Source organism: Nostoc sp. DedQUE09, assembly GCF_034530915.1.
In the GTDB taxonomy this organism is placed as follows: Bacteria; Cyanobacteriota; Cyanobacteriia; order Cyanobacteriales; family Nostocaceae; genus Nostoc.
In genome coordinates, this window is record NZ_JAVRCE010000040.1 from 18,910 (window position 1) to 34,012 (window position 15,103).

Below are 15,103 nucleotides of genomic sequence, written 5' to 3' on the forward strand. Positions count from 1 at the left end.
CTCTATCTTTAGATTAGAGATGTAGCACCAAGGTAGACTGTAGTCTGTGTCATCCTAAATCTTTGCCAACTTTTCTAGCAATTCTTCAGCTAAATCCAACAACTCAATTTCATCAACTTCATCACTACTGCCACGATTACTTTCTCCACACGCGACATTAGCAGCTAAAACATTTTTCACAGCAAAAATCTTATCTTCTTCAGATAGACTCAAACATTTTTCCAACTCTATAGCAACTTCTTGGATTGTCCTTGAACCTAAACGCTCTCTTACTTTCACCGCCACCAAATCGTCACTTTCGAGCAGTTTTATCAAAACTGTTCTCAGTCCATCATCCTCGCCAGAAAACTTCTCAACGGCGACACGCACATATTCCCGCACGCTCATGTTTGCCGCCAATGCTTTTTGGAAAACTACATCTGGTACATCTACCAGCAATACACCTTCGTTATCACTAGCTTGATATAAGTCATCCCCTTGTTTGACGGCTACCAGCAAATCTGCACCCAAAGTGTGTAAATAGTGCAACACCGATTCCAACTCATGTTCCTTTAACGCCGACTCCAATTTGGACACAGCCGCTTGTTTAACTCCCAGTTTTTGGGCTAGCTGTGCCTGGGTCAATCCTGCTTTATTACGTATTTCCCGCATAGCATCGGTAAGATATAAGCGCAGATACTCTAACTTTCCCGCCAGAATCACTTCTGGTTCGTCGCTTACCTTCTGCTGCAACCAAGTTTGAAAATTAGGTTTTTTCATCAATTTTCCCTCTGTTGCAATTCACGTAATCTTACTCTTGCAGGCTCTTTGTCTCTATCTTTAATAGCGTTGTCGTACTTCTTCATAAAGGCGTGCAGCACTACAAATCGCTGAGGAGTCGCAGCCGTTAAAATAAACCTTGGATTATGTTCGCTCTTGGTCATACGTAACTCATACAGGTCATCTTCGAGTTTTTCAAAAATGCCACTGGTGAGTGATGCGAGTCCTTTGTTACACAGATAGCCAAGGTTAACTTGCAAACGCCTGGTTTCGGAAAGACTCAGTAATGGCTTTGGTGGATTTTCTGGTTGCTCCTCTTCAGGAATCATCCTAATGAAAAAAGCAAGCAAATCTTTGGGGATTTCTCCATTGACATCTTGATAAAGTTCCCAAGTCCAATTCACTTCCTACCTCAGAGTATAGTATTCCTTATAAGGAATGTCAAATATTATTCTCTATAAGGAATATCACATAGATTATTGGGAGTGCAACTAAAATGTTCCATTTCCACTCAGGCTAAAATTAGGTAAATCCCCTAACAAAGATAATTTATGAACCAGCCAATATCTGAGAGAGTGCGCTGGACTACCGCCGATTTAGAGTTGTTTCCAGATAACGGGAATCGCTATGAAATTATTGACGGAGAATTGTTTGTGACTAAAGCGCCCCACTGGAAGCACCAAAAAACTTGTGTCAGAATTAGCACTTCCTTGGATAACTGGTCACAAACTACTGGTCTGGGAGAAGTTGTGACTGCTCCAGGAATAATTTTTGGTGATAATGATAATGTTATTCCTGATGTTGTCTGGGCTAGCAACGAGAGATTGCCTTTACTTTTAGACGAGGCGGGGCATTTGACTGGTGCGCCAGAACTGGTTGTAGAGGTACTATCTGCTGGTATTGAAAATGAAAAACGGGACAGAGAACTAAAACTTAAGCTCTACTCATCACGAGGTGTCAGAGAATATTGGATTGTAGATTGGCGTAAGCAACAGGTGGAAGTATATCGACGCGAACAAGCGAGTTTAAAGTTAGTTGCTACGTTATTCAATGGTGATGAATTGAGTTCACCAATATTACCTAATTTTACTTGTGCGATCGCACAACTATTTAATTAATATAAAATTACGAATTACGAATTACGAATTACGAATTACGAATTAGTTAATTGTGCTGTAAAAACTCAACTTTGGGTAACAACGGGTCAGTCACAATACCCACACCGCTAAAACCCCAGCGTTTGAGCAAGTTTCCCAACTGTGTACGCGCAATAGATTCAACCGCAAAGCGATTTGCCACTTCTGCTGCGTGGGTGTTGAGATAGCTAAGGGCGTCAAAGTTTTCTTGAAACAACAATAAATAACCCGATGTTTCAGGATCGGGACGAGCTATAAGATAATTCCCATCAGTTTTTGAGCGCACTAAGTAATAAACATCAGACAGCATGGAAATGAAGTTTGTTGGGGAGAAAAAAGTCCTTCAAATAAAAAACATAGAGGAATATCGCACAACTTTAATTTCCGAATATCCCTCATTGCTTTAATATCAACAATGTAATGTGAAATAAATATTTATCCAAATTTGCCACTTACGTAATCTCGCGTATCTTCCTGCTGAGGATTGTTGAAAATTACTTCTGTTGCATCATACTCTACCATATAGCCATTACGGCTTCCTGTTTCTGAAGTCCGAACATTAAAAAAGGCTGTCTTATCAGAAACACGCGCTGCTTGCTGCATATTATGGGTGACAATGACAATAGTATATTGCTCTTTAAGTTCGTGAATCAGTTCTTCAACACGCAAGGTGGAAATGGGGTCAAGAGCAGAGCAAGGTTCATCCATCAGGATAATTTCAGGTTGTACTGCGATCGCGCGAGCAATACATAACCGTTGTTGTTGTCCACCAGATAAAGACGAGCCACTTTGCTGTAGTTTATCTTTGACTTCATCCCACAAAGCTGCTTTTCTGAGACTGCTTTCTACCAATTCATCCAAATTACCTTTATAGCCGTTGATTTTGGCTCCAAAAGTAATATTGTCATAAATTGATTTGGGAAATGGGTTTGGTCTTTGAAACACCATCCCAATTCTTCGACGCACTTCTACAGGGTCTATGTCGGATGCATACAAATTTCTATCGTAAAAAAGTATTTTACCTTCTGCCCGAAATGACTCAATCAGGTCATTGAGACGGTTATAGCATCGCAACAACGTACTTTTACCACAACCAGAAGGGCCGATAAAAGCAGTCACCTGATTTTTCGGTATATCTAGCCAAATATTTTGTAAGGCTAAAAACTTGCCATAGTAAACGTTGAGATTTTCAGTGCGTAAAACGGTTTCAGTGTCATTCACTGTCCTAGTGTTGGTAGGCATAAATTAAATCTAGTGTTTGTTTAAGCGATAGAATATGCACTGTGGATGGTTGCTTACTAAGCTTTTTTACGAGTTACCCAGCGAGCGATGATACTTGTGATTAGAACCATCAATACCAAAATCAAAGATGCTGCCCAAGCTAGAGATTGCCAATTTTTAAATGGAGAAATGGCGTATTTATAAACCAAAACAGCCAGGGAAGCTGTTGGTTGGAATAAACCATCTGGCCAAAAGTTAGAAAATAAAGCAGTAAATAGCAAAGGTGCGGTTTCTCCAGATGCTCTGGCGATCGCTAGCGTTGCCCCAGTTACAATAGCTGGTAAAGCTGCTGGTAAGACTACTTGACTTACAGTTTGAAAGTTAGTCGCTCCCAACCCTACAGATGCTTGTCGCAAATCTTGCGATACTAACTGTAACGCTTCATCAGTAGTTCGCAGAATAATTGGCAACATCAAAATTGCCAGTGCAAACCCTCCAGCTAGAGCTGAATACGATCCTAAGTTCAACTTTACCATTGTCAAAACTACAATCCCATAGGCAAATACCCCAGCAATAATGGAGGGGACTCCGCTAAGGACGTTAGCCGCAAAACGCACCCATGTAGCTACTTTTGCCGAACTAAATTCTGTGATATAAATCGCCCCTAAAACTCCAAAGGGGATACTAATTAAAGCAGCAATTCCTACCATCAGTAGCGTGCCTAAAATTGCATTACCAAAGCCTCCTCCTTTTTGGAGAGCTTTGGGTGGCAATTCAAAAAACACGGCCAGATTCAGACTGCTAAAGCCTTTAATAATAACGTAAGAAAGTACTGCTAGCAAAGGAATAAGTGCCAATACTCCGCAGGTAAAAGCGATTACGGTCATCACTGTATTAAACAGTGTTCTTTGAGACATAGCGGAGCGAGTTAAACTGCGCTCTGGAAAATTAGAAGTCATAATTCAACCCAAAACTAAGCTATATTCGCTTGACTCTCAGAACGATCAACTCTGCCAGAATATTGACTACTAGTGTCAAGAAAAATAGAATTAAAGCCGCATACATTAAAGCCGAAACTTGCAAACCACTAGCTTCTGAGAATTGATTTGCCAGTAGAGAAGAAATCGTATTGGCTGGTGCAAAAAGAGACAGACTGATGTTGTTGGAGTTGCCAATTAACATCGTTACAGCCATTGTTTCTCCCATTGCCCGGCCAAGTCCTAACATCACAGCACTAACTATGCCCGAAAAGGCTGCTGGAATAAGAACCTGCAAAATCGTTTCCCAGCGGGTTGCCCCTAGTCCTATGGAGGCTTGGCGCAAGCTGGGGGGTACAGAAATCAAGGCATCACGGGATAAAGCTGTGATGATGGGCAAAGTCATAATCGCTAATATGACTCCCGCCGGCAACATTCCTGGCCCTGTAGGAGAAGTGCTAAAAAATGGCAGCCAGCTAAAGTAACCATTGAGCCATTTTCCCAGGCTGGTTAGTATTGGCACCAAAACGAAAATACCCCACACGCCATAGACAACGCTGGGAATAGCTGCGAGCAGTTCTACCGCAAAAACCAGAACCAGTCTCACTTTTGCAGGTAAAAAATCCTCGCTCAATACAATAGCAGTACCAACGCCAATTGGGACTGCTATCAGCAGACCAATAAAAGAACTCACGAGAGTTCCATAAATTTGAGGTAGCACCCCATAGCTATCATTAACCGGATTCCAAGTGGTATTGGCTAAAAAGCTGACACCAAACTGTTGAATGGCAGGCCAAGCACCAATTGCAACCTGTGACCCGATCCATAATAAAGTGCCAGCAACCCCAAAAGCGAAAATTTTAGTCAGCCAAATAAAACCCAAATCTAGGGATTTTTCGGCGTCAGAGCGATTTTTCATCGCTGATGACAGATTTTGAGAATTTGTAGTCATGAATACCGACTTTCAGAATTAAATCAGAGAAAAATATGGGAGGCAATCATATTAAATTGTCGCCTCATCATCTATTTAAACTGACTTATACAATAGTAACTCCGTGTGCAAAGTTACTACTGCATAGGCTATTTTTTATTGCTTACTTGCTAGCGCTAGTACCACTGGCAACAGAAATTTTGTATTCTGGACTGACTTGGTCAGCAGCAGCAGCTACCTTTGTGATTACATTTGAGGGTAGAGGAACATACCCTAGTGGAATAGCTTGCTTCTGACCTTCAGTTAAAGCGTATTCGATGGCGGCTTCTATTGCCTTAGCTTTTGCTGCATTAGGATATTTTTTGTAAACTAAGAGCCAGGTATAGCTCACGATAGGATATGAATCAGCCCCTTCGGGATCTGCAATAAAGGCCCGAAGATTTTCTGGCAAGGTTACTGCTTCTAAAGTTTTAGCCGCTGACTGCTCGGTATCAACAATAAATTTTCCTGCTTTATTTTCCAAAGCAGCAAACTTGAGATTGTTTTGTTTGGCGTAGCCATATTCAATGTAACCAATAGAACCTTGAGTTTGTTGGATTTGGGCTGTAACACCCTCATTACCCTTCGCGCCAACTCCTACAGGCCAATTGACACTTTTTCCTTCGCCAACCTTGCTTTTCCACTCCGGGCTGATAGCACTGAGGTGTTTTGTAAACACACCAGTGGTTCCGCTACCATCAGAACGATAAACAACTGTTATTGCCTCTTTAGGGAGTTTTGCACCTGGGTTAGCCTTGGCAATTTGGGCATCGTCCCAAGATTTGATTTTGCCTAGTAGGATATCAGCATAAACGGCTCTTGGCAACTTAAGTTCTGGAACATCAGGCAAGTTGTAAGCCAGTACGATGCTACCAGCAGTCACAGGTAGTAAAATAACACCCCGATCTGCTGGTACTTTCTGAATTTCTTCATCCTTCATAGCAACATCGCTGGCCCCAAAGTCTACAGTGCCTTTGATAAATTGCTCAACTCCAGAACCGCTGCCAACTGATGCGTAGTCAACTTGCAGATTTGGATATTTTTTGTTTAAATCAGTAAACCAGGTATCGTAAAGTGGTGCCGGAAAAGTCGCACCAGCCCCGCTTAACTTTACGGTTCCGCCAAGGTCTAATTTAGCTGGGCTAGAGGCAGTAGTATCTGTAGCAGTACCAGAAGGCGCATCCTTGGTAGCTGTACTATCTGGTGTTTGCTGTCCGCCACAAGCTGCTAGGCTGATTGTCAGTGCTAACACTGAAATTGAACCTGTGAGGCGATGAGTTTTTATTGCACTAAGATGTGAGAGCATCGCTATCAATTTTTTAGTAACTTTTCAGGTGAGCGTTTCTAAGATACTCCCAAAGCACAACAATAGAGATTAACGAAAGGTTAACAAAGCAAAAAAACACTTGTTTTTTTGATGAAGAGCAAACTCTTGTTTCTAGTTTTTATTGATAAATTTTATACTCTTACTTTAATTCGAAGATAGAAATATTACTATAGTGAGTTTGTTATACTTATTTACAAAAATTTATTGGTAGTGTATTTTGGTTGGTCAATTCATAAAAAAGGTATATAAATATTAATTAAGATTAAGCGTTAAAAACTTTGTAGCCAAACTTAGGCACTGTTCTGCAAAACTAGTATAAATACTAATATCGATAATGTTAATTTACCATATTTTAGGTTAAATACCAGAATTCACAGTACGCCTCAGCCAAGAAAAGCAGATAATAGACACCTCAGCTACAATTCGTAGAACTGAAAAATTACATACCAAAAAGGCAAAAGAAAATATGTTAGTTCTTAAGATGTAAGCACAAATTTCATTTCAATATTAATGAATATGCTAGTTGCTGTTGGTTTTCCCTTTTGCTTTTCTTTGGTTGCCTGATAAATGTTTGCTGCTTCCAATCAATTACTGTGGTCTATGATTGGCTTACTCCTGACAATGGGTGGTACCTTTTTAGAAGTTTATGGCATCACCTTACCTTGGACTTGGAGTCAGCACGGAATTCAGACTTTTTCTTTAGGTGTCACTTTTCAAATTGGCGCAGTATTGTTGGTGGGTTGTTTAGGAGGCAAAAATGCGGGTGCGCTCTCGCAAATTGCCTATTTAGTCATGGGGTTAACCTTATTACCAGTATTTGCCGATGGCGGTGGTATTGGTTATGTCAAGCTGTCTCAGTTTGGCTATCTACTAGGCTTTATTCCTGGAGCTTGGATTTGTGGCTTAGTTGCCTTTAAAGCGAGACCTCGACTAGAAACTCTTGCCTTTAGTTGTATCTGTGGCTTGTTAACTCTCCACATCTGCGGTATTACTTATTTGATTATTAGCTATTTTTTTCAGTGGAAAGGCACAGAAAATCTACCCTTGATGCAAGCAATTCTTAGATATTCCTGGTTTGCACTACCAGGTCAACTAACCGTGGTCTGTGCAGTTACTGTAATAGCATATATATTGCGTCACTTAATGTTTTATTAGTTCATTGCCTTTCGTCCTTTGTCATTTGTCAAAAGCTCATGACCAATGACCAATGACTAATGACCAACGACCAACGACCAATGACTAATTAGCTATGCATTTAAAAAATCGTCTTTTCTGGATTGCTGCCTTCATCGCTTTTTTCTTAGACCAAATAACAAAGTACTGGGTAGTACAAAGCTTTAGCCTGGGGCAGACACTACCACTTTTACCTGGCATATTTCACTTCACCTATGTCACTAACACTGGTGCGGCTTTTAGTCTGTTGAGTGGGAAAGTAGAGTGGTTGCGCTGGCTATCTTTAGGAGTGAGTTTAGTATTGATAGCGTTGGCGTTAATTGGCCCAACATTAAATTTGTGGGATCAGTTAGGCTATGGCTTGATTTTAGGTGGAGCTATGGGCAACGGTATTGATCGTTTTGTTTTAGGCTATGTTGTTGATTTTCTTGATTTTCGTCTGATTAACTTTGCTGTATTTAATGTGGCAGATTCATTTATTAGTATCGGTATTGTTTGCCTGTTAATTGCTTCCTTGCAAAAAACACCGACTTCAACTGGCAGATCCCATTAAACTATTAAGCCTGGGATGATTAATCCCAGGCTATTGATTTAGTGAAACCCTTGTTTAGTCTTATATGCGAAGACTTTACGTATAAGGTTTTATCAACTTTTATTTGTCACCTGACACCAGTTTGTATAACTAGTGCAAGAGTTCACGAAAGATGCACTGACGATCGCTGATGGCAAACCATTATTTAGATTATGCCCCAGCTTTGAATTTAGTTACCTGTGGTAGGAGTTTTTGGCGAACTAGAGCCGGGAGTACTGGGAGAGCTACCTGGTTCAGTAGTGCTGCCAGGAGTGCCAGGTTGTTCAGGGGTGGTTGAGCTTCCTGGTTCGGTAGTGCTACCAGGAGTGCCAGGTGCGCCTTCAGGAGTGGTTGAGCTTCCTGGTGGAGTTAAGTTGCTAGGTGCGCCTTCAGGAGTGGTTGGGCTTTCTGATGGTGGAGTTAAGTTGCTAGGTGCGCCTTCAGGAGTGGTTGGGCTTCCTGGTGGAGTTAAGTTGCTAGGTGCGCCTTCAGGAGTGGTTGGGCTTCCTGATGGTGGAGTTAAGTTGCTAGGTGCGCCTTCAGGAGTGGTTGGGCCTCCTGGTGCTGGAGTGGTTTCGGGAGTACCAGATTCAGAAGGAGCGGTTCCTGGTGTAGTTGTGCTATCAGGAGTGGTGGTGCTATCAGGCGTTGTTGTTTCTGCTGGTGCTGTTTCTGCTGGTACTGTAGTGCTACCAGGAGCGCTAGGGGTGAGTGCTGTGCCGCCGGGACAACGTGAATTAAGCGGAGATTTCTCGCACAGAATTTTCTTACCTTCTGGCGATAGCTTAATTTCCGCTGGTGCACTACTAGTGGAGTCGCTACTAGATTGGGCTATGGGGGATTTACTGGATTCGGCTACAGCAATATTAGTGGTAAGTGCCAAAGATAAAGCTGTACCAATCAAGCTCAGAGATTTTCCCATCATTCTGAAATTAACCTCAACGGAACACTCGCCCCATTAAAGCAGATAACCAAGATTTAGAAAATCCTCCTAAATGAAGATATTTAGGTTTGTTTCAGAATATGTGGATATGTAAAATTGGTAACAATTAAATCAGCTGTTTATTGCTAGCTAGTGTTTAAAAAGACAAAATGGAAAATTGTACTTATAGTTAAGTTATTGAACGAATATTAGATTATATAAGCCTTTGAGAATATAGAAAAAATCTTTTCTCCTATAAAGAAGTGACTAAAATCACAAATAAGTTCTAACTATAATATAAGCTTAAGTATAAATTGAATCAATAAAGCCCCGTATAGCTAATTTATGCTTTGGCTTATGAGTAAAATGATGAAAGATTAACATCTAAAATTGATTGTAATTCGCCCGATTCTTTATTAAAAACTGTGATGTGAATAGCCGATGAGTTCTCCCCAACCCCCTCACAAGCCACAAACGTTACTAGGTCAACTGACTCAAGCAGTACATACGATTCAAGCTAGGGTCGATTTTTCAAAATTGGCGCTCAAGCCTAATGCCAAAGTACCAGAACTTTGGGTGCAGGATGCGGGGGCGGATAAAGCAGAGGTATATCCACTGTTGGGCGATCGCTATATTCTCGGTCGTAGTTCCAAATCCAGCGATATCGTCATCCGTAACCCTGTTGTCAGCCAAATTCACCTGTCACTATCGCGTAATTCTACTCAGCGCACACCAGTTTTCACGATCAAAGACGAAAACTCTACCAATGGCATTTATCGTGGCAAGCGTCGTGTTAATTCCCTAGAACTGCGTCACGGCGATATTCTGACTCTGGGACCCCCAGAACTCGCCGCTTCTGTACGCTTGCAATATGTAGATCCACCAGCATGGTATGTCAAAGCTGCAAGTTGGACAGCTTATGGTGTCGGTGGTGTCAGTGCCCTGTTAACATTAGTGATTGGCGTCGAATGGCTGAAATTTTCAGTCAAACCTCTACCAACAGCGACACGCGCTCCAGTAGTTGTTTATGCCCGTGATGGAGCCACTCCTCTGAGAGAGCCTCGGACAATCTCTCATATAGACATGAAGCGATTAGAGGAATTTGGCCCTTATTTGCCTGCTGCGGTAGTGGCTTCAGAGGATAGTCGTTATTACTGGCACTTTGGAGTTGATCCTTGGGGGATTTTACGAGCTGTGCTGATTAATAGCCGCAGTGGAGATGTACAACAAGGAGCTAGTACTGTAACCCAGCAAGTTGCCCGCAGTTTGTTCCGCGAGTATGTAGGCAGACAGGATACCCTTGGCCGGAAATTGCGGGAGGCAGTTGTCGCCCTAAAGCTCGAAACCTTTTACAGCAAAGATGATATTTTGCTGATGTACTTAAATCGGGTTTTTTTGGGAGGGGATACCTCTGGCTTTGAGGATGCAGCCCGATATTACTTTGAGAAGTCGGCTAAAGAATTAACTTTGGCAGAAGCAGCAACATTAGTCGGAATTTTACCAGCACCCAATGCTTTCGATTTTTGTGGAGATGGGCCAAATAAACTAGAAGCGGCTGAATACCGAAATCGTGTGATCAAGCGGTTGCTGGAAATGGGCAAAATTAAAGCAGAGGATGCGAACCGAGCTAGACGTTCCACTGTTCAAATTAGTCCTAAAGTCTGCGAACAGCAAGCTAAAACGATCGCACCTTATTTTTATAGTTACGTTTTCTCTGAACTGGAATCAATCTTGGGAGAAGGAGCAGCAAGAGAAGGAAACTATATCATTGAAACCAAGCTCGATCCAGCGATACAGAGACAAGCAGAAGCAGCGTTGAATAATTCAGTGAACAACTCTGGTAGAAATTTTAATTTTTCTCAAGGAGCAGTAGTCACTCTTGATTCTAGTACAGGCAGTATCCTGGCAATGGTAGGCGGAACTGATTACAAAAAAAGTCAGTTCAATCGTGCTGTTCAAGCCAAAAGACAGCCAGGTTCCACCTTCAAAATCTTTGCTTATACTGCTGCTATTCAACAGGGAATTCCAGAATCAAAAAGTTATTCTTGCGCCCCTTTAACTTGGCAAGGCTTTACTTATAAACCCTGTCGTGCTGGTGCTGACACTAGTTTAGATATTGCCACCGGGCTAGCGCTTTCAGAAAATCCCATCGCCTTGCGAGTTGCCAGACAAGTCGGGCTAGATAAAGTTGTGGCAATGGCGCAGCGTTTGGGGATAAAATCAAACCTCGATCCGGTTCCCGGCTTGGTACTGGGTCAAAGCGTAGTCAATGTTTTGGAAATGACTGGTGCTTTTGGCGCTATTGGCAATCGCGGCGTATTGAATCCTCCCCATGCCATCAGCCGAATTTTAGACAGTGGTGATTGCAGCGATCGCAATGATATCAAAACCTGTCGTGTAATCTACTCCTTCGACCAAGATCCAGGTGCCAACAAACGAGTATTGACAACTAATGTCGCCGATGAAATGACTAGTTTGATGCGTGGTGTAATCACAAGGGGTACTGGTCGTAGTGCTGCCATTGGACTAGGGGAAGCTGGTAAAACTGGCACGACTGATAAAAACGTTGACTTGTGGTTTATTGGTTTTATTCCCAGTCAGCGACTTGTAACTGGCGTTTGGTTGGGAAACGATAATAATTCCCCGACATCTGGTAGCAGCGCTCAAGCAGCTCAGTTGTGGGGAAATTATATGCGGAGAATTACAAGGTAATTGGGCATTGGGGACTGGAGACTGAGAAGAGTTTTCAATTCCCAATCTCCGGTAATGATTTCAAAATGATTAGACAATTAACACTAGACTCTTGACTAGCAATAACTTGACCGCAAAATTTGTTCAACTGGAGACTAGCGAAAAAACTTAATTCCCAATCCCCAATTCTAATCCCCAATTACTGATATCCCTTCCAAGGAGTGACTTCCAGCTTGCCGTTAGGCTTGAATATCACTTGAAAGTGGGCTAGAGGTTCTTTGTCATTAGGAGCAGCTACATTAGAACCATAGATGGCGTTAAACATCTTAGGAAGAGGTGTTTCTCGGAAATAATCAAAGGCGACTTGATTAAGTGGTTCATAGTCAGCAATTACACCATCTTTGTTGAGTGCTACCCGATATTTCAAATCTCGCGTAAAGGTGGGGGTACCACTCCAGGTTTGGCGAACTGTATTATAAAGTTTTTTATTTAAACCTTTAGTGATATTGGAGTCAGTAATTTTTGCACCGACTACCTCTGGTGTTTTAGCATATCCTCGCCAAGGGCTAACTTGTAGCACACCATTTGTAGTAAACACTATTCGGAATTGGGCGATTGGTTCATTAGAAATGGGAGCGCGGTTAGCAGGATTATAAAGTAGGTTAGGCAGAGGAGTTTGCTCGACTCCTTGATTAGCGTCTTTATTCACCGCTTTATAACCAACGATCGCTCCATCCGCAGCTACACCCAAACGATAGATCAAATCCTGTTGCAATCCTGAACGCTTAGTCCAAGCTGGATGAACTTGGTTATACACTTGACGATTCAATGCACGTAGCTGGGATGGGTCGGTAATTTCTGGAACTGTATTTAAAAGTGCTTCTAAATCTTTGACTACTGGCTTTTCATTAGCTGTGGGTGTTTCTGTAGGTGTTGCAGCCTCGATGGGTGTTGCAGCTGCTGATGCTGGAGGATTAAGGCTCTTTGTTGTAGAGCTAGTTTGCTCATCTGGCTTAGGTTGCGGTGGACGAATTTGGGGAGGTGGAATCAAGTTAAATGCGATCGCTGCTACTGCTAAACTTGATACTCCCACAGCCGCAGGAACAGCTTGCCTAATTACAGCCTGACTAGCACCACCATAACGTCTAGTAACTGGTTGTAGTTCTAGGGATAATTCCGGTAAAGTCTGAGTATCAGCAAAAAACTGATCCACTGCTTCTACCAAATCAAACAACTGTACCGTATTCAAATCTATTTCAATAGGCGGACGTTTAGAATTATTAGAGTGAGACTCGAATCCCTCTGGAGCATTCTCTGAATGTATGATTAACCTGTGGCGGTTGCCGTCAATTTTTTGAAACTCTACTAGCTCCGATTCCTGGTTGTGTGCTTGCGGATTGGGTACAGTACTCAGAAATTCTTGGGCGTAACCACTAACAGCCCTCACCAAACTTTCAAAAAATTCCCGCCCTCCTGTTAGGGGTTGATTATAACCAGATAAATAGCATTCTGCATTTACCAATATTGATAATTCTGGGCGTATTTCCTGGAACTGTGCAGCCCTAGTAACATCACTTAACCCTTCTAAAAGAAGAGTACAATTAGGTAGACTGTACTTACGTTGAATATTCATTCCACTTCACCGTCAAAAAGACTAATCCAGAACCGCTGCATTCCAGCAGTACCAGTACAAAATAGTAATTGTCCTAACAAATTTATTGCTAGCGCATCTAATTTTTCATCAGAAGTTAATGCTAGTGCACCAGAACGTCGAGCATTCATCCGGCTTTTAAAATGCGCTCTAAACCGCTCTAAATAATTAGATAACCGCAAATTCTGTTCTAATGGAATCTGTTTTTCTTCCATTTGTTGACATATCATTAATAACTGGCGGATGACAACAGTTAAACGCCGTGCTATGTAGCAAGCAATGACCACCAAAGCTTTTGCTTCCATAATAGTTAAGGGACGGCGCATGTGCGCTCTTCGTAGCGGGTTAGAGCTACGCATCCGCCATAAATTCACCCTATCTTTAACAATTCCTTTAAGATCCAACTCTTGAGCAAAAGCCAGGATTGCTTCCGAACCACCAAGTTCTAAAGCTTCAATTGCCAGTAAAATCAGGTCAATTTGCAACCTGGTTCTCCGAGGACACGTTTTGGAAGCGATCGCAGGATCTGGTAAAGTGTCCAGAATCATCGGCAGTGAATCTTGGGTTGGACTGTTGAACGGCGTTAAACTTGCTGAAACATTCATTCTATAAATACCTTGTGCGGTTCCAACAGACTAGATAAAACAAATTTAAGATCGGTAGCCAAGACTTGAGCCTTAGACTTGTGGCATGGCAGTAGCATGACTACCTGATATATACATTACTTAACTCTTTCTACTCAAAGTTTTCCCTATATTGAAATCAAAATTTTAAAACATAACTAAATTCACCTCATTTATTAGTGAAATACCTTTTATAGCTTGGTTTAGATTCTAATTATCGTCAATGAAGAGCGAAGCTTTAGCCTCGACCTCCGATTGACCCCCAGCGTATGACATTATAGTGTACGATTTTTCAGGTATCTGAAATTGGGCACTTGTACTGAGCGTATCGCTAAAGCGAAAGCTCCGCTAACGCGTAGCGTCTCGTAGAGAAGTCGTTGGCACAGCCTCTTTAAGAGTTGTATTGGGTATTGCTTATTAATTTTTCTACCTCATTCCCCATGCCCCATTCCCCATTCCCTACTCCTTTATTCCCCATTTTATGGATTTAAAGTCTCTCGTTCGTGACATTCCAGATTTCCCGAAACCCGGAATTTTATTTCGGGATATTACTACGTTACTGCGCGATCCAGAGGGACTGCGCTACACTATTGACTTTTTAACACAAAAATGCAAAGACGCAGGAATAACAGCTGATTATGTCATTGGTATGGAGTCGAGAGGATTCATTTTTGGTTCGCCTCTGGCTTATAAATTAGGAGCTGGTTTTATTCCCATCCGTAAAAAAGGGAAGTTACCAGCAGCTGTTCATTCAATTGAATATGAATTAGAGTATGGTACAGATTGCCTAGAAGTGCATCAAGACGCTCTACACCAAGGTAGCCGAGTTTTGATTGTGGACGATTTGATAGCCACAGGTGGAACTGCAAGTGCGACAGCAAAATTGTTACAGAAGATTGGCTGCGAACTAGTAGGATTTGGGTTTATTATCGAGCTACGGGATTTACAAGGGCGTACACATTTACCGGACGTGCCGATTATCTCTTTAATTGAATATTAGTCATAGGTCATTAGTCATTAGTCATTAGTCATTGGTCAATAGCAAAACAACTGGCAAATGACAAATGGCAAAGGACAAATGA

At 41.9% G+C, this 15,103-nt stretch carries 15 protein-coding genes; 6 read left to right on the top strand and 9 right to left on the bottom strand.

From position 1 onward, the window contains the following. Nucleotides 1-54 precede the first annotated feature (54 nt). Nucleotides 55-759 carry a helix-turn-helix domain-containing protein gene (locus RMY27_RS22655; RefSeq protein ID WP_322667007.1) on the bottom strand — a complete coding sequence of 235 codons (705 nt, stop codon included), beginning with the start codon at nucleotides 757-759 and terminating at the stop codon, nucleotides 55-57. Next, complete coding sequence (locus RMY27_RS22660; protein WP_322667010.1) at nucleotides 759-1,163, bottom strand: type II toxin-antitoxin system RelE/ParE family toxin; 405 nt, start codon at nucleotides 1,161-1,163, stop codon at nucleotides 759-761. The genes RMY27_RS22655 and RMY27_RS22660 overlap by 1 nt, the downstream gene beginning before the upstream one ends. Nucleotides 1,164-1,310: 147 nt before the next feature. Between RMY27_RS22660 and RMY27_RS22665 the strand changes: the two genes are divergently transcribed. Next, nucleotides 1,311-1,877, top strand: a complete 567-nt coding sequence (locus RMY27_RS22665) for a Uma2 family endonuclease (RefSeq protein ID WP_322667012.1) — start codon at nucleotides 1,311-1,313, stop codon at nucleotides 1,875-1,877. Between the two features lie 46 nt (nucleotides 1,878-1,923). Here RMY27_RS22665 and RMY27_RS22670 read toward each other — a convergent pair whose 3' ends face one another. From RMY27_RS22670 to pstS, 5 genes are all read right to left on the bottom strand, one after another. Next, the gene (locus tag RMY27_RS22670; protein ID WP_194044112.1) at nucleotides 1,924-2,205 is read right to left on the bottom strand and encodes a hypothetical protein; all 282 of its coding nucleotides are present in this window, start codon (nucleotides 2,203-2,205) and stop codon (nucleotides 1,924-1,926) included. A 125-nt stretch (nucleotides 2,206-2,330) separates the two neighbouring features. After that, a complete protein-coding gene (gene pstB, locus RMY27_RS22675) occupies nucleotides 2,331-3,137 on the bottom strand; it encodes a phosphate ABC transporter ATP-binding protein PstB (RefSeq protein ID WP_322667016.1) in 807 nt (268 codons plus the stop codon). Between the two features lie 56 nt (nucleotides 3,138-3,193). Then, entirely contained in the window at nucleotides 3,194-4,075 is an 882-nt protein-coding gene (pstA, locus tag RMY27_RS22680; RefSeq protein ID WP_322667018.1) for a phosphate ABC transporter permease PstA, read from the bottom strand. A gap of 19 nt (nucleotides 4,076-4,094) precedes the next feature. Continuing rightward, nucleotides 4,095-5,045, bottom strand: a complete 951-nt coding sequence (gene pstC / locus RMY27_RS22685; RefSeq protein WP_322667020.1) for a phosphate ABC transporter permease subunit PstC — start codon at nucleotides 5,043-5,045, stop codon at nucleotides 4,095-4,097. Between the two features lie 142 nt (nucleotides 5,046-5,187). After that, nucleotides 5,188-6,369 (bottom strand): phosphate ABC transporter substrate-binding protein PstS, encoded by a 1,182-nt coding sequence (pstS, locus tag RMY27_RS22690; protein ID WP_322667022.1) that lies wholly within the window; start codon nucleotides 6,367-6,369, stop codon nucleotides 5,188-5,190. A 588-nt stretch (nucleotides 6,370-6,957) separates the two neighbouring features. Here pstS and RMY27_RS22695 point away from each other — a divergent pair. The 4 genes from RMY27_RS22695 (at nucleotide 6,958) to RMY27_RS22710 (ending at nucleotide 11,768) form a co-directional block, all read left to right on the top strand. Then, a complete protein-coding gene (locus RMY27_RS22695; protein WP_322667024.1) occupies nucleotides 6,958-7,545 on the top strand; it encodes a biotin transporter BioY in 588 nt (195 codons plus the stop codon). A gap of 94 nt (nucleotides 7,546-7,639) precedes the next feature. Then, nucleotides 7,640-8,116, top strand: a complete 477-nt coding sequence (gene lspA, locus RMY27_RS22700) for a signal peptidase II (RefSeq protein ID WP_289795760.1) — start codon at nucleotides 7,640-7,642, stop codon at nucleotides 8,114-8,116. A gap of 218 nt (nucleotides 8,117-8,334) precedes the next feature. Beyond that, complete coding sequence (locus RMY27_RS22705; RefSeq protein WP_322667026.1) at nucleotides 8,335-9,096, top strand: hypothetical protein; 762 nt, start codon at nucleotides 8,335-8,337, stop codon at nucleotides 9,094-9,096. Nucleotides 9,097-9,497: 401 nt separating this feature from the next. Continuing rightward, entirely contained in the window at nucleotides 9,498-11,768 is a 2,271-nt protein-coding gene (locus RMY27_RS22710; protein ID WP_322667028.1) for a transglycosylase domain-containing protein, read from the top strand. Nucleotides 11,769-11,946: 178 nt separating this feature from the next. Here the strand turns inward: RMY27_RS22710 and RMY27_RS22715 are convergent, their stop codons facing one another. After that, nucleotides 11,947-13,380, bottom strand: coding sequence for a DUF4335 domain-containing protein (locus tag RMY27_RS22715; RefSeq protein WP_322667030.1), 1,434 nt, complete (start codon nucleotides 13,378-13,380; stop codon nucleotides 11,947-11,949). Next, nucleotides 13,377-14,003 carry a DUF3038 domain-containing protein gene (locus tag RMY27_RS22720; protein WP_322667032.1) on the bottom strand — a complete coding sequence of 209 codons (627 nt, stop codon included), beginning with the start codon at nucleotides 14,001-14,003 and terminating at the stop codon, nucleotides 13,377-13,379. Before RMY27_RS22720 ends, RMY27_RS22715 begins: the two co-directional genes overlap by 4 nt. A gap of 499 nt (nucleotides 14,004-14,502) precedes the next feature. Here RMY27_RS22720 and RMY27_RS22725 point away from each other — a divergent pair, with 499 nt between their 5' ends. Continuing rightward, the gene (locus RMY27_RS22725) at nucleotides 14,503-15,021 is read left to right on the top strand and encodes an adenine phosphoribosyltransferase (RefSeq protein ID WP_322667034.1); all 519 of its coding nucleotides are present in this window, start codon (nucleotides 14,503-14,505) and stop codon (nucleotides 15,019-15,021) included. The last annotated feature ends 82 nt before the right edge of the window (nucleotides 15,022-15,103 follow it).